Source organism: Rhodococcus sp. IEGM 27, from assembly GCF_033142305.1.
Classification (GTDB): domain Bacteria; phylum Actinomycetota; class Actinomycetes; order Mycobacteriales; family Mycobacteriaceae; genus Rhodococcus_F; species Rhodococcus_F oxybenzonivorans.
In genome coordinates, this window is record NZ_JAWLSG010000006.1 from 79617 (window position 1) to 93331 (window position 13715).

At 66.0% G+C, this 13715-nt stretch carries 13 protein-coding genes and 1 pseudogene; 3 read left to right on the plus strand and 11 right to left on the minus strand.

Annotated elements, in window-relative coordinates; genetic code table 11:
* Positions 1-6 precede the first annotated feature (6 nt).
* Positions 7-198 carry a hypothetical protein gene (locus R4P95_RS21150; protein WP_109326290.1) on the minus strand — a complete coding sequence of 64 codons (192 nt, stop codon included), beginning with the start codon at positions 196-198 and terminating at the stop codon, positions 7-9.
* A gap of 110 nt (positions 199-308) precedes the next feature.
* Here R4P95_RS21150 and R4P95_RS21155 point away from each other — a divergent pair, with 110 nt between their 5' ends.
* Positions 309-1319: an LLM class flavin-dependent oxidoreductase gene (locus tag R4P95_RS21155; protein ID WP_213574486.1), complete on the plus strand. Its 1011-nt coding sequence runs from the start codon at positions 309-311 to the stop codon at positions 1317-1319.
* Between the two features lie 116 nt (positions 1320-1435).
* Here R4P95_RS21155 and R4P95_RS21160 read toward each other — a convergent pair whose 3' ends face one another.
* The 8 genes from R4P95_RS21160 to R4P95_RS21195 form a co-directional block, all read right to left on the minus strand.
* Positions 1436-2278 carry a metallophosphoesterase family protein gene (locus tag R4P95_RS21160; protein ID WP_213574488.1) on the minus strand — a complete coding sequence of 281 codons (843 nt, stop codon included), beginning with the start codon at positions 2276-2278 and terminating at the stop codon, positions 1436-1438.
* Positions 2279-2308: 30 nt separating this feature from the next.
* Complete coding sequence (locus tag R4P95_RS21165; RefSeq protein ID WP_213574490.1) at positions 2309-3199, minus strand: carbohydrate ABC transporter permease; 891 nt, start codon at positions 3197-3199, stop codon at positions 2309-2311.
* Positions 3200-3207: 8 nt separating this feature from the next.
* Positions 3208-4161: a carbohydrate ABC transporter permease gene (locus R4P95_RS21170; RefSeq protein ID WP_213574491.1), complete on the minus strand. Its 954-nt coding sequence runs from the start codon at positions 4159-4161 to the stop codon at positions 3208-3210.
* Complete coding sequence (locus tag R4P95_RS21175) at positions 4161-5024, minus strand: phosphodiesterase (protein WP_213574492.1); 864 nt, start codon at positions 5022-5024, stop codon at positions 4161-4163. Before R4P95_RS21175 ends, R4P95_RS21170 begins: the two co-directional genes overlap by 1 nt.
* 25 nt (positions 5025-5049) lie before the next feature.
* Positions 5050-5799 carry a tyrosine-protein phosphatase gene (locus tag R4P95_RS21180; protein ID WP_213574493.1) on the minus strand — a complete coding sequence of 250 codons (750 nt, stop codon included), beginning with the start codon at positions 5797-5799 and terminating at the stop codon, positions 5050-5052.
* A gap of 31 nt (positions 5800-5830) precedes the next feature.
* Positions 5831-7189, minus strand: a complete 1359-nt coding sequence (locus R4P95_RS21185) for an extracellular solute-binding protein (protein WP_213574495.1) — start codon at positions 7187-7189, stop codon at positions 5831-5833.
* A complete protein-coding gene (locus tag R4P95_RS21190; protein ID WP_317745191.1) occupies positions 7189-8358 on the minus strand; it encodes an ABC transporter ATP-binding protein in 1170 nt (389 codons plus the stop codon). The genes R4P95_RS21185 and R4P95_RS21190 overlap by 1 nt, the downstream gene beginning before the upstream one ends.
* A 148-nt stretch (positions 8359-8506) precedes the next feature.
* A complete protein-coding gene (locus R4P95_RS21195; protein WP_213574499.1) occupies positions 8507-9376 on the minus strand; it encodes a MurR/RpiR family transcriptional regulator in 870 nt (289 codons plus the stop codon).
* Positions 9377-9906: 530 nt separating this feature from the next.
* Between R4P95_RS21195 and R4P95_RS21200 the strand changes: the two genes are divergently transcribed.
* Positions 9907-10749 (plus strand): hypothetical protein, encoded by an 843-nt coding sequence (locus tag R4P95_RS21200; protein ID WP_317745192.1) that lies wholly within the window; start codon positions 9907-9909, stop codon positions 10747-10749.
* Positions 10750-10960: 211 nt separating this feature from the next.
* On the opposite strand, the pseudogene R4P95_RS21205 reads toward R4P95_RS21200, so the two are convergent.
* Positions 10961-11160, minus strand: a pseudogene (locus tag R4P95_RS21205) (hydrolase); the annotation flags it as partial.
* Between the two features lie 382 nt (positions 11161-11542).
* Between R4P95_RS21205 and R4P95_RS21210 the strand changes: the two are divergent.
* Complete coding sequence (locus tag R4P95_RS21210; protein ID WP_397517707.1) at positions 11543-11698, plus strand: hypothetical protein; 156 nt, start codon at positions 11543-11545, stop codon at positions 11696-11698.
* Positions 11699-11704: 6 nt separating this feature from the next.
* Here the strand turns inward: R4P95_RS21210 and ggt are convergent, their stop codons facing one another.
* Positions 11705-13690 (minus strand): gamma-glutamyltransferase, encoded by a 1986-nt coding sequence (ggt, locus tag R4P95_RS21215; protein ID WP_317745193.1) that lies wholly within the window; start codon positions 13688-13690, stop codon positions 11705-11707.
* Positions 13691-13715: the final 25 nt, after the last annotated feature.

Consider the following 13715-nt stretch of genomic DNA (forward strand, 5'->3'; position numbering starts at 1 on the left):
GGGTCTCTACTGCTTCGATACGCCCTCGGTGTCATCGAAGAACGACCATTCGCCGTCGTGCTCGACTTCCATCCGCCACCCGAGTTCGCTGTTGTCGGCCCGGACATCGACGAACCACGCGTGCGCGTCGTCGGCTGCGTCGATCTCTCGGGTCTCTACCACGTCACCTTTGGGGTCGATTACTCGATAAGTCGCCATGGTGTCGGTATTCCCCGAGCGCACCGATCCGAACCAAGGTCGGAATATCCGGCAGGCTCCCACCGTTACCACACTGATTGATAGTTCAACTATCTAGAAGGAGTGCAGCCATGGAACTCGGGTTGACGACATTCGCCGAGGTCGGCCCCGGTGAGACCGAAACCGTCTCACCACGGCAGCGCCTGAAGAACCTGCTCGAGGAGGTCGTTCTCGCCGAGCAGGTCGGTCTCGACGTCTACGGCGTCGGGGAGCATCACCGAGCCGACTTCGCCGCGTCCGCGCCCGCCGTCGTGCTCGCCGCCGCAGCAGCGAAGACTTCCCACATCGCGTTGACCAGCGCGGTCACCGTGCTCAGCTCCGATGACCCGGTGCGGGTGTTCGAGGAGTTCGCCACCCTCGACCTCATCTCCGACGGTCGCGCCGAGGTGATGGCCGGTCGAGGATCCTTCACCGAATCGTTCCCCTTGTTCGGGTACGACCTCGCCGACTACGACGACCTGTTCGTCGAGAAGCTCGGGCTGCTCCTCGCACTCCGCGACTCCGAATCGGTGTCGTGGTCAGGACGATTCCGTCCGGCCTTGACCGATCAGCCGGTGTACCCGAGGCCCGAGCGTCCCCTGCCCGTGTGGGTCGGAGTCGGCGGCAACCCGGAGTCCGTGGTCCGTGCCGGGCTGCTCGGTCTCCCGATGGCGCTCGCGATCATCGGAGGCCGGCCGGCACGCTTTGCCCCGCTCGCCGACCTCCACAGGCGTGCGGTCTCGGAGGGCGGTCACGAACCGCAGCCGATCGCCGTCCACGCCCACGGTTATGTCGCCGACACGGCCGAGCAAGCCGCCGACGACTTCTATCCGTCCTATGCCGCGGCCATGACCGGACTCGGTCGCGAACGCGGGTGGGCGCCGATGGATCGGCAGTCCTTCGACGCCATGCGGGGCCCCGGCGGCTCACTGGTCCTCGGGAACCCCGAGCAGGTGGCGGAGAAGATCGTCGACATGCGGGAGACCCTCGGCATCGAGCGGTTCATGCTGCACCCCAGCGTCGGGCCGTTGCCGCACGACAAGGTGATGCGCGCCATCGAACTCCTCGGCACCAAGGTCGCGCCACTCGTCGGCCAGGCGTGATGTGCGCTAGCCGGTACCGTCGCCCATCCCGGAACTCCTCACTCCGGGCGAGAAGGAGGTCCGCGTACCGCGCGGCTCGCGAGTCGGGGCCGATCGCGACCGCCGCCCCCTCGACCTCAGCGAACCGGGCTGTGGCCCAATGCGTCGATGGCCTGTGTCACCTCGGGCACGTCGGTAGCCGTGACGTCTTCGAGGCCTGGCACGGACCGGTAGCCGGCGCGCACCACACCGCCGGTGCAGTCGTATTCGACGATGCCGAGTTGATGGAGCGGCCCGGGGAGGGATTCGCCCTCGCCGGCCACGAATCCGGTGGACGGTGCCCAGACCTCGAGTACCCCGTTGCGGACGGTCTGCCGGTAGCAGTGCAGGTGCCCACTGCCGACAGCAGCGAGTGACATCTTTCCCAGAGTCGCGAGCAACCGGGTACGGGATTCCCCGATGTCGACGGCGTGCCCGACCGGCTCGTCCAGGGCACTCCAAATCGGCTTGTGCAGGAATACGATCACCCGCTGCGAGTCGGGGACGTCCGCGGCCACGTCTTCGATCCAGGCCCACTGCCTGGTCTCCCGGTCGAGACCTGAACCGAAGAGCTCGCTGTTCAGTCCGAGCACTGTCCAGTCGTCGATGTCGTGGCGCCAGTGATCGGGACCCCACACCTCCTCGAAGGCGGCGATCCGGTCATCGGTCACGCCGATTCCTTTCCACGGCGAGGAGCCCGGCTCACCGATGTCGTGGTTGCCGGGCACGACAAGCACCGGAGCGGTAAACCGCTGCATAAGTTCGTGGGCGTGGGCGCGGTCGTGGGCATCATCGGGGTGAATGATCACGATGTCGCCGGAGTGCACGATCAGGTCGGGGCGGACCTGATTGTTCACGTAGTCGACGATGCGCTCGAAGTTCTGCTGGGTGCGCCCGCCGCGGGCGGACAGGTGCGTGTCACTGATCTGGACGATCTTCATGTAGCTCCTTCGAATTATGTTGGCCAAGCACTATTTGAGACCCGAGCGAACGAATGCGTCACGCACGTAGCGCTGGAGGAACAGGTAGATCAGGAAAATGGGTAGGCAGGCGAGGCCGGACGCCGCCATCACCGCACCCCAGTTGTTGCCTTCCGCGCCGAGGAAACCGCGAATTCCGATCTGGATAACCGCGTTAGACTGCCGCATGACCAGTGACGGCCACAGGTACTCGTTCCACGCCGAAATGAACAACATGATGCCCAGTGCCGCGAGCGCCGGCCGCATGTTGGGCAGCACTACCTTCCACAGGGTGGCCCACGAGTTCTGGCCATCGATCTGGGAGGCATCGAGCAACTCTCGCGGAAACGCTTCCATGTGCTGGCGCATCAGCAGAACACCGAACGCCGAGCACAGATTCGGGATCACGATCCCGGCAACGGTATTGAGTAGACCCATCTGTGAGATGAGAAGGTAGTTCGGAATCATGGTGACCTGGAACGGCACCAGCCACGATCCCACGAACAGCAGAAACAGCACCTGCTTTCCGAAGAAGGTCCACCGCGCGAACGCGTAGGCGGCCAGGATCGCGACCAGAAGCTGGCTGACGGACATCGCCAACGCCATGGCGAACGTGTTGACGAGCATCGATGCCATCGGAATGGTCTCCCACACGTAGCGGAAGCTGTCCAGACTGAACGGAGAGGGCACGGGGCTGACGGACAGGGAGTCCTCGGGACGACGGAACGCGGTGGCGAACATCCAGTACACCGGGAAGATACTGAACACAGTGACGGCAGCGAGAACCACGTGGCCGGCCGCCACCTGTCTGCGGGAACCGGTGGCGACCGGGGCGTCGCCGGGATCGCGGGCCGGGGCGGCGGCGGTCGATCGGGCCGGCGCATCGACGAGTGCAAATGCCATGGGGGGTCCTAGTTGTCGTAGAAGCTCAGCCGGTCCGACACACGAACGAACACGACGGCGATCAGCCCGAAGCCGAGGAAGAACAGGGTTCCCGCAGCAGCCGACAATCCTGCGTCGAAATTCTGGAATCCGAACTGGTACAGCAGGTAGTAGATGTTGGTGGAGGAACCGCTCGGGCCGCCTTGCGTGACGATGTCGATGATCGGGTACGCCCACTGCGCGCCCAGCAGGATCGTCATGAGGCCGAGGAACACGAGCGTCGGGGACAGCAGCGGCAGGGTGATCTTGCGGGTGATGGTCGCTGGCGACGCGCCGTCGAGGGCCGCGGCCGACGCGTAGTCGGGATTGATTCCGGCCAGTCCGGCGGAGATGACGAGCACACCGAAGCCGAGCATCTGCCACCCGACGATCAGCACGACACCGAGCATCGCGAGTCCGGGTTCACGAAAGACGTTGCCCAAGTCGAACCCCAGGGTCGCGGCCATCCGGGGAATCGTGCCGCCCTCGGGATTGAACAGCCATCGCCAGATCGCGCTGCCTGCCACCGGGGTGATGAGGAATGGGACGAAGATCAGGGCCTGGTAGAGCGTCTTCCATCGTCCGGCGACCCGGTTCGACAGCAGCGCGACGACCATCGGTAGCAGCAACGAGAACACCATGAACGCGAGGACGTACACAATTGTGTTCCGCAGTGCCTGATGGAGTTCGGGCAGCGACAGTACGCGAACGTAGTTGTCCATGCCCACCGGAACCTTTGGGCTGGTGGGCACCATGTTCCATTTGTAGAACGACAGTCCGATGGTCTCCCCGAGCGGCTTGTAGATCCACACGACCAGCAGAACCACGGCGGGCAGGAGATACAGGTACGGCGCGAGACCGCGCCGTACCCGACCGGCCCGAGACGGTACCGACGGTGTCTCGGCGTAGCCGGCGGAGGCTTCGGCGGGAACTTCGACGAACATCAGACGCCAGGCGCCGTGAGCTGCTCGATCGACTGCCGAATCTCCTCCGCAGTCATTTCATACACGGCGGGGGTCCCGTCGAGGGGGACCACCGTGTGCAGCACGCGGTCGCGGTAGACGTGCACCATGTTGAAACCCTGCGCACCGTCCTGACCCCGGATGCTGCCCTCGTCGACGAGTAGATCCTGCGTGTAGCAGGTCGCCGATGCCACCGACACCGGAATGCCCGCGAACGTGCACGTGGTGGAGTAGTGCAGGTGTCCGGCGAGGATTCCGCGGACGTCGGTGCCCGCGAGCACCGTCTCGAGCCGGTGCTGTTCCTTCAGCTCTACCGACTCGATGGCGTCGAGCAGGCCCGGTACCGGCGGATGGTGCAGGGCGAGCAGGGTGCCGTGCGGCGCCGGCTCGGCCAGGACGTCCGTCAGCCAGGTGAGCTGCTCGTCACTGATCAGACCGTGGTGAAAACCCGGAACCGTGCTGTCCAGCACGATGATCCGCAATCCGTTGACATCGACGACCGCGTCGACCGAGTCCTGGGTCGGTTCGGCGTCGAGCAGGCCGCTTCGGAAGGCGGGCCGCGCGTCGTGGTTGCCCATCACCCAGATCACCCTCGCGCCGAGGCGCTCCGCGGCGGGCTCGACGATCCGGCGCAGCCGCACGTACGCCTCGGGCTCGCCCCTGTCGGCGAGGTCACCGGTGAACACGATGGCCTCGGGCCGTCGGCCGGCCTTCTCGAGCCGCTCGAACAGCCGGGAGAGGTTGGCGTCGCTGTCGACGCAATCGTGGAGCAGGGCGCCGTCGGTGACGAAGTGGGTGTCGCTCACATGCAGGATGTAATGATCGGGTTCCCCGTACTGGGACATGAGGTTTCTCCTGTGGAAGTCGGTGTCAGGCGACGAGTGCGCCGCGCAGGTCGTCAAGTTCACGCTCGGTCATGCCGTGGCCGAGGAGGTAGTCGCGGACGCCGCCGTGCGCGGCTGCGATGGAGTCGAGGGTCGTGCGCATCAGCGCGGCCGGGCTGGCGCCGACCAGGTGATCGACGTCCACGTCGTCGGGAAGGCCGCGGGCGCGCATCTTCTCGGCCATGCCGATCGCCCAGTCGCCGGCCAGCAGGGTCTCGGACATCGCGTAGTCGGCGACGATGTCGCGTTGATCGACACCCACCGCCGCGAGGGTGAGAGCGACGACCAGCCCGGTGCGATCCTTCCCTGCGGTGCAGTGCACGACGGTCGGGTCGTCGCCCGAGGCGGCGATGGCGCGGACGGCTCGGGTCAAACGATGTCCGTAGTTCTCGACCATGATGTGGTAGACGACCGCGAGGTCGAAGTTCGTGCCGTCGAGGTCGATCTCGCCCTCGTACACCGGCAGGTGTTCCACCCGGTGGCCGACGCCGTCGAGTGCGCTCGGGCTATCGTCGAGCTCCTGCTGTTCGCGGAGGTCGATGACCAGCGCAAGTCTCCGTTTCCGGAGCAGGTTGCGGGCCGGCTGGTCGAGCTGGTGTAGCGCGTCCGACCGGAACAGCTTGTTCCACTTGGTGGTCCCCGTATCAGTCGGGAATCCGCCGAGGTCGCGGAAGTTGTAGGTGCCGGTCAGGTTCAGGCGTCGATGATTCGTCGACGCAGGCAGAGTGCTGGTCATGGTGTCGGTGTTTCGTCCTCTTCGGAAGTGGTTACTGGATGAGTTCCTGCACGCGCTGCTGCGCCGCCTGCATGGTGGCGGCCGGGTCCTTGCCGTAGTAGACCGCGTCCTCCACCGCCTGCCCGAGGATGTCGTCGGCCTGCACATAGCTATTGCCGGGGTAGGATTTCCAGGCCTCGAGCTTGTCGAGCTGGCCGAGATTGGGTGCCAGAAGGGGGTTGTTGTCGGCCCATCCCTTCAGCGATGCCGGCTCCTGGATGAGGGATGGGCGCAGCGGAAGATAGCCGATCTTGCTGGAGATCTGGGTGTACGCATGGTCGCTCGTCATGAATTTGATGAACTCCCACGACGCGCGCTGCTTCGCCGGATCCTGGGAGAACGTGAACAGAGCGGATCCCGAGTTGGTCGGCACGGCGGCGTGACCCTCGAAGGCGGGCATCGGTGCGGCGCGCAGGTCCCAGCCGCCGGTCGCCGCCGACTTCATGAACATCCCCTGCAGAGCCGATGTCTGTAGCTGAATCGCCACGTCCCCCTTCGCGAAACTCTCGTACTGGGTGGTCGAGTCGAGGTTGGCGAGGACGCCGTCGTCGTACATCTGCCGCAACGCGGTCACCGCCGAGACCGCGCCGGGCTCACCGAATTCGACGGTCTTGCGGTCCTGCGACAGCACATCGCCGCCTGCCGAGCGGAACAGCGCCTGCATGCACCAATTGCCGCCCTTGACCGAACACGACACGGACAGCGCCGGCTTTCCGGTCGCCGCGGTCACGGCCTTGGCGGCAGCCGCCACCTTCGGCCACGTCGACAGGTCGGCGTCGGCGGGCAGCCCGGCCTTCGTGAGCGCGGTCGCGTTGTAGAAGAGGGTCGGTGTGGAGAACACGTACGGGATGCCGTACGTTTCGCCGTCCCAGTCGCCAAGGGTCGCGGCCCGCGGATGGAACGGGTGTTCCCCGCCGAACGTCGCGTCCACGGCCTCGGTGCCGAACAGTCCGTCGAGAGACTGGGCGCCGAGTTCGTTGACGGCGAAATCAAGAGTGTCGAACGTCAATTGGGCCACATCGGGCGGAGATCCGGCAAGCAACTGCGTCTGTACGCTACTCGCGGTTCCCGCACCGGCCGTGCCACTGCCCTGCGGCGGCTGGGCCTTCACGTCGATGTTCGGGTGCTGCGCCTCGAAGTCGGCGACGAGGCCGTTGATCGTGTCCGACCAGAGCCCGGCCTGTTGAAGGTTGTACGACTCGAAGACGATGTCGACCTGCTGGTCGGGGCCCAGTTCCGGAACCGGTGCGCCGGTGCCCGAGGCGTCCGGCGCGGCCCCGCCGGTGGCACAGCCGGTCAGAGCGGCGGCCACAGCCGCCACTACGACGGCAGAGAATGTCGGTCTACGCATCACGTTGCTCCTGTTGCGGAAAGTACTTCGGAAGATTGGTCCACAGCCGTGGGGGCCGCGGAGTCGAAGTCGGTGAGTTCGGGGACGTCGACCCATTCGAGGCGGCGTCCGGTCGCGCGGTCGAAGAGGTGCACGTGGGTGAGATCCGCGGTGAGGACGGCGGATCGATCGGCGCGCAGTGCAATCGGTCGCGGTGCTCGCACGCAGACCGTGGCGCCGCCGACCTCGCAGTACGCAACCTGCTCGCTGCCGAGATTCTCGACGGATGTGACGCCGACCGACAGCCGCACCCCTGGATGATCCGCAGGCTCGACGACGCGGAGATGCTCCGGCCGGATACCCAGGACGACGTCGCGGCCGTCGGCCTGTCCACGCCACAGTCGTGCGGTCACGCCCTCGCCGGACGCGACAACAGTGCCGTCCACGGTGTGGACGCGTGCGTCGAGCAGATTCATCGCAGGACTGCCGAGAAAACCGGCGACGAACACGGACGCCGGCCGGTCGTAGACGTCCTCCGGTGTTCCGACCTGTTCGAGGGCGCCGTTGTTCAGCAGGGCGATCCGCGTCGCCATCGTCATCGCCTCGACCTGATCGTGGGTGACGTACACGAACGTGGCCCCGAGCCGGCGATGGAGTTCGGTGAGCTCGCGCCTCGTCGCGGTCCTGAGCTTCGCGTCGAGGTTGGACAGCGGCTCGTCCATCAGGAACGCTTTCGGATTGCGCACGATCGCGCGCCCGACCGCGACACGTTGCCGCTGGCCACCGGACAGTTCCTTCGGCTTGCGGCCGAGCAGATGCGCGATGTCGAGTTGCTGCGCGACGGCCTCGATGCGCTCGGCGGCCTCCGACTTGCGCATCTTCTTCACGCGCAATGGAAACGCGAGGTTCTTCGCGACGCTGAGGTGCGGGTACAGAGCGTAGCTCTGGAAGACCATCGCGACGTCCCGGCGCCGGGCGGGCGCCGTGGTGATGTCGTCATCGTCGAGCAGGATCCGTCCGCTGGTCGGCTCGAGCAGGCCCGCGAGCATCCTCAGCAGCGTGGTCTTTCCGCACCCGCTGGGCCCGAGAAGGACCAGGAAATCGCCGTCCCGGATGTCGAGGTCGATGTTGTCGACCGCGGTGAAATCTGCGAACTTCCGACTCAGATTCTCGATCCGAATCCTGCCCATTGGCCTCTCCCGATGAAATGACGTTACCCAACCTCGGTGAGATCGGGAATTTCGTTACATCGGTAGTTAGCCAGGGTCAGGTTAATGGTGGGCGAATGGCCGTCCAATCATCGGTGATGCTTCGCGCAACGGCTGGAGCAGAATGTCATCATGGATGGATCAGCGGCACAATCTGTTTGAACGTCTCGGCTGCGGCCTCGGCCGAGCCGCCCCGCGCCCGGCAGACAGCGATCTGCAGACTGATGAGGAACGCGAGCTGCACCACCGTCGCCGATGCGCCCAGTCCGCCCCATGGTCCGCTCCCGCCGCCGATGACCAGCCCGATGTCAGATTTCTCCACGAGAGTCGAACGGGCGTAGCTGGTGACGCCGATGACCGTGGCCCCGGCCGTCCGGGCGGCCTCGACCGGCCGCAGGGTGACCGAGTTCAACCCGCTGTCGCTCACCGCGAGGCACACGTCCCGGGAGGTCAGGTGTCCGGCGGTCAATTGTTGGATCACGGCGTCGGTCGGCGCTTCGGCGTGGCGGCCGTTGAGGATGAACCGCACAGCGACGGCCGCCGCCGACGGTCCCGAGGCGCCGTTGCCGACCACGAGCACCCGCTCCGCCTTTGCGAGCGCCGTCACCGCCCGCTCGAACGAGTCTTCGTCGAGCGGTGCCAGGGCGCCGGCGAGATCCGTCGCCACTTCGGCGAACACCGCCCGCACCAATCCGGTGCCGTTCTCTTCGGCGGCGGGTGTTCCCCCCGACTCGGGATCGGCCGACCCCAGATCCCTCAGCAGCAACATCCGCAAGTGCTGGAACCCCTTGAAACCCAGGTTCTGGCACGCACGGATGACGGTGGCAGTCGACGTCCCTGCGTGTTCCGCGACGTCGGCCGCCGACCACCAGGCAACATCCTGCGGGCGCTCCACGCAGACATCCGCCACCCGACGCTCACTCGGCGCCAGCTTGGGTGCAACGGCTCGGATGGCTGAGAGGGTGGCCCCCACAGGCGGATCGATCGGTGACGCTGTCATGGACCTTGAATAACACACAGTGGTGAACGAAGGACCTACGGCGGCAGCCTCGGTTGAGTGGGACACTCCAGATGATCGGGATCTGATCGGTGAGCACGTTCTCGACCCTGCGCTCCTGCCGCTGTCCGCGCTGCGGCTCGCGGGTCCGATCGTCGTTGCCCGTGGATGTCGCGGCCGGTGTCAGGGGCGGCCACTGCGGAGACCGGGTGTTCCACGGCCAGGGCAACGACGCCCGCGACGCCCTCGGTCGGCTACGTCCGTCCTGGAGCTCTGGCCATCTTCATTTGCTCCATGATCTACGGTCGATGCATAGCGACCGCACATACCGATAGCGTGCCACCGAGTCTCCGGCGGCGGTGTCACCTCCGCACAGCGGGCTTCCGATGGAGTTGTGCGATTGGGGACCGGAGACACGGGGTAGTCACGGTATACGCCTCGCGCGCACCGACGCGCCATAGTTCCACATGCTCTCGACGCCCGACGCAGTGCGTGGCGACAACACACAGCAAGTGGGAACGATCATGAAAATCATGAAAACCAAAACAAAAGTTGAGGTTGCCGCAGCGGTCGGCGCCGGCTACCTACTGGGGCGCACACACCAGTTGAAGATGGCAATGAAGATCGCTGGAGCGGGCGGACAATCCCCGATGGCGCCTGAGGATCTGCTCGCACAGGGATCCGAGTTCCTCGCCTCGTCTCCGGCGATCGCCGGACTCGGCGACTCGGTTCGCGGCGACCTACTCGACACGACGGCCGCCACGGCCGAGGCCACCAGCGAGCACGCCGATTCGTTCCGTGACCGCCTCCGGTCGCGCGGCTCGCACGTCGTGGCCGGCGGCGGGCACCTGGTCACCGGGGTGAAGAGAATCGGCCGTCGCGGGCACGCCAACCCGCGGGACGCCGAGAACTCCACCGTCGACGAGAAACCGGACCACGGAGAAGACGAGGACGCACAATTCGACGCCCCGACGAGCGCCGAACCCGTCACGCCTGCGCGGCGGGCGACCCGGGGACGCTCGAGCACGGGAACAACTTCGTCTCACTCGGTCCAAGAAGAACAACAGCCGAAGCCACGCAGACGGCGCAAACCACGGATCACGACACCCAACGACTCGGCGGAAGAGTCCCGGGACGAATCCGCACCGAAAGCACGACCAGACACAACCGCACGTAGGAAGGGAACGGCCAAGGCGCACAAGCCTCCGACGGACGTACGAGACGAGGGGAAACCGCACAACGCGACCACGGGCGAGGACGAAAACCAACCACAGCCGTCCAGGGGCTGGGCGCATCTGCGGCGGATGACACACATCCGCTCGACGATTCGTGAGCAGTCGCCGTCGACCGCAACAACGCCGAAAGGTGATCGGTAGCGGAAACGGTTTTGGCGTAGCTGCGGAAATCAACCTCATAGGGCGGCCCGTCAACGCTCACCTCCGCCCGTCGTCTGCGACGGTCGAGCTGCGCTGCGTGCCTCGGCGAGTTCGTGCGAGCGGTAGCGAGATCCGCCACCCTCCGACCGATCCGACCGATTCGTGAGGGTCAGGGTCGGACCACGGCCTGTCCGAGGAAGTGGTCGAGCAGGGGAATCATCCGGTCACTGCCACCCCACACCAGCGGCGCTGGAAGAGTGTCGAACCTCGAGAAATGTTGCTTGGCGCTGACCGTCTGCCCACGCAGTCCGACGACCGACGGGTCGATGCAAGGAACGCTGCTCTCGAAGACCTGTCCGACACGGTCCCGAGGATCGCCTCTGATCTCGTAGTGGTTGGTACAGCTCTACTATCACTGGACCGCAACCTTCCTCGTCGAACGGTACTGCGCAGCCGGATGCCATTCGGGAAGGCGGGGGCCGCTGCCGAAGAATTTCTCGCGCAAAGTCCCAGGCGCATATTCGCGCACCTCACCGCCGGCGCCGACCACGTTGCCATTCAAGTCCTCGGCGAGGCTGACCCGGTCGGCCCGTTGGCCGAAATCGTCAAGGCCGCCTTATGGCGTCGGCTCAGGCGAAGGAATCACACTGCACCGCAGTGAGTCTACTCGGGCTCAATCGCTGTGGCCGCCACCGAAGTATAGCGTGCAACATCTGAGCAGCGGATCGCTGCAAAGTAATCCACTCGAGGACTTGGCGCTCGGAGAAAACTACGTCCGGGGCGTCGGGAGGCGGTGCGTGGTTCGCGGCGCCCGCGCCTGCTGCGGGAGACCCTCGGCATCGAGCGGTTCATGCTCCACCCCAGCGTCGGGCCGTTGCCGCACGACAAGGTGATGCGCGCCATCGAACTCCTCGGCACCGAGGTCGCGCCACTCGTCGCACAGGCGTGATGTGCGCTAGCCGGTACCGTCACCCATCACTGCACCCTCGCGTCGGGGATCGGCGCCGCCGACCCACCCGGAGTCGACGCGTTGCAGTGCACTGAGCCCGCTCGACTGCGGAGCCACCGAGACCTGGTGGCCCATCGCCCGCAACTGGGCGATCATCGGGTCATCGGCGCCGTCCCGGGCAGCGTTGATGTTCGGATGTTCACCGCCCACCCCGGTCACCGGGGTGTTGGCGGCGCCGAAGTCGACTCCCGAGACGGCCTGCTGCGGGTTCATGCCCCAATCGAGCATGCCCACCAATGTTTTCACGACGAACTGGATGATGACCGAGCCACCGGGTGAGCCCGTCACGAATTCGAGGTCACCTCGCGCGCCGTCGTCACCGAGACCGAAGACCAGTGTCGGGGCCATCGAACTGCGGGGCCGCTTCCCCGGCTCGACCCGGTTGGCCAGCGGCACACCGTCCGGTCCGACGGGTTGCGCCGAGAAATCGGTGAGCTGATTGTTGAGTACGAAACCTTCGGTCATGTGGAAAGACCCGAACGCCGACTCCACCGTGGTGGTCATCGACGCGACGTTGCCGTACTTGTCCGCGATCGAAATATGACTGGTTCCGTGCTCCTTGTCCTGCGGCTGCACCCCGAGCGGCACCGGACCGAAGTCACCCGGCTTCGCGGTGCCCATGCTCTTGCCGGGATCGATGAGGTCGGCACGTTGCTTCAGGTAGTCGTCGTTCAGCAGGGTGTCCACCGAATTACCGGGCAGCGGAACGAAATCCGAGTCGGCCACGTACTTGTCCCGGTCCGCATACGCCAACCGCTCCGCCTCGGCGATGAGATGCACGGCCTCCGCGGTCGGTTTTCCACCATTGGCGTCGAGGTTCGTCGGCCCTACGGCGGACAGATCGAAGTTCTCCAGAATGCCGAGGGTCGCCGCCACCGCCGTCCCTCCGGACGACGGGTTCGGCATACCGCAGACCTCGTGGTCACGATACGGCGTACACAGGGCCGTGCGCTTCTTCGCCTGGTAGTTCGCGAGGTCGTCGAGCGTGATCTGCCCCGGGGTCCGTCCTCCCGAGGTCGTCGCCGTGGAGTCGACGATGCTCTGGGCGATCGCACCGGTGTAGAAGGCATCGGCACCGCCCGAAGCGATGGCCCCGAGCGTTTTGGCCATCGCAGGATTCGTCAGCTTGGTGCCCGCCGCTTTGGGGCTGCCGTCCGGGTTCAGGAAGTACGCCTTCGACGCGTCGTCGATTGCCAGGTCGGGAGCCGACGCGGCGATCTGTCCGGCCATGCGGGGGCTGATCTCGAAACCCTGATCCGCCAGGAAGACTGCGGGATCGAACAGTTCCCGCCACTCATTCCTGCCATGTTCACGATGTGCCAGCTCGAGCATCCGGACGACGCCGGGCACTCCGATCGACCGCCCACTCGCACGCGCGTCGGGCTTCGGTTCGGTGCGGTCCGTGTCGCTGATCCAGCGGAGATAATTCTCCGTCGCCGCCATCGGTGCGACCTCGCGTCCGTCGTACGCCTCGACACTGTTCTTCTCCGCGTCGTAGTAGAGGAGGAACGCACCACCACCGATTCCCGACGACTGCGGTTCGACGATGCCGAGCACCGTTTGCGCGACGACCAACGCGTCGGCCGCGGTGCCCCCTTCGCGCAGAACGTCGCACGCCGCCTGTGTCGAAATCGGGTTGGCGGTCGACACCGCATACGACGCGGTGTCGACGGGCACCATCCCGGAGCGGTAGACCGTCGCGATCTCCGGATTGGTCGCGAGGTTCTGAGTGGTCGGCGGCGTGCCTGCCGGCGGCGGGGCTTGCCCGGCTGGCGGCGCTGCGGCCGTCGTGCCGTTGGGAACATCGGCACAGGTGGCTGCGGGGTCGCTCGGTGGCGCCTCGTCCGACGAACACGCCGCCACCATGCCGGCGCAGAGTGCTGCCGCCAGCGTTGCCCGGATTCCGATGCCGACTCCTGTGCCACGACCCATCTCGAGACCCTAACGAAAACTCCGG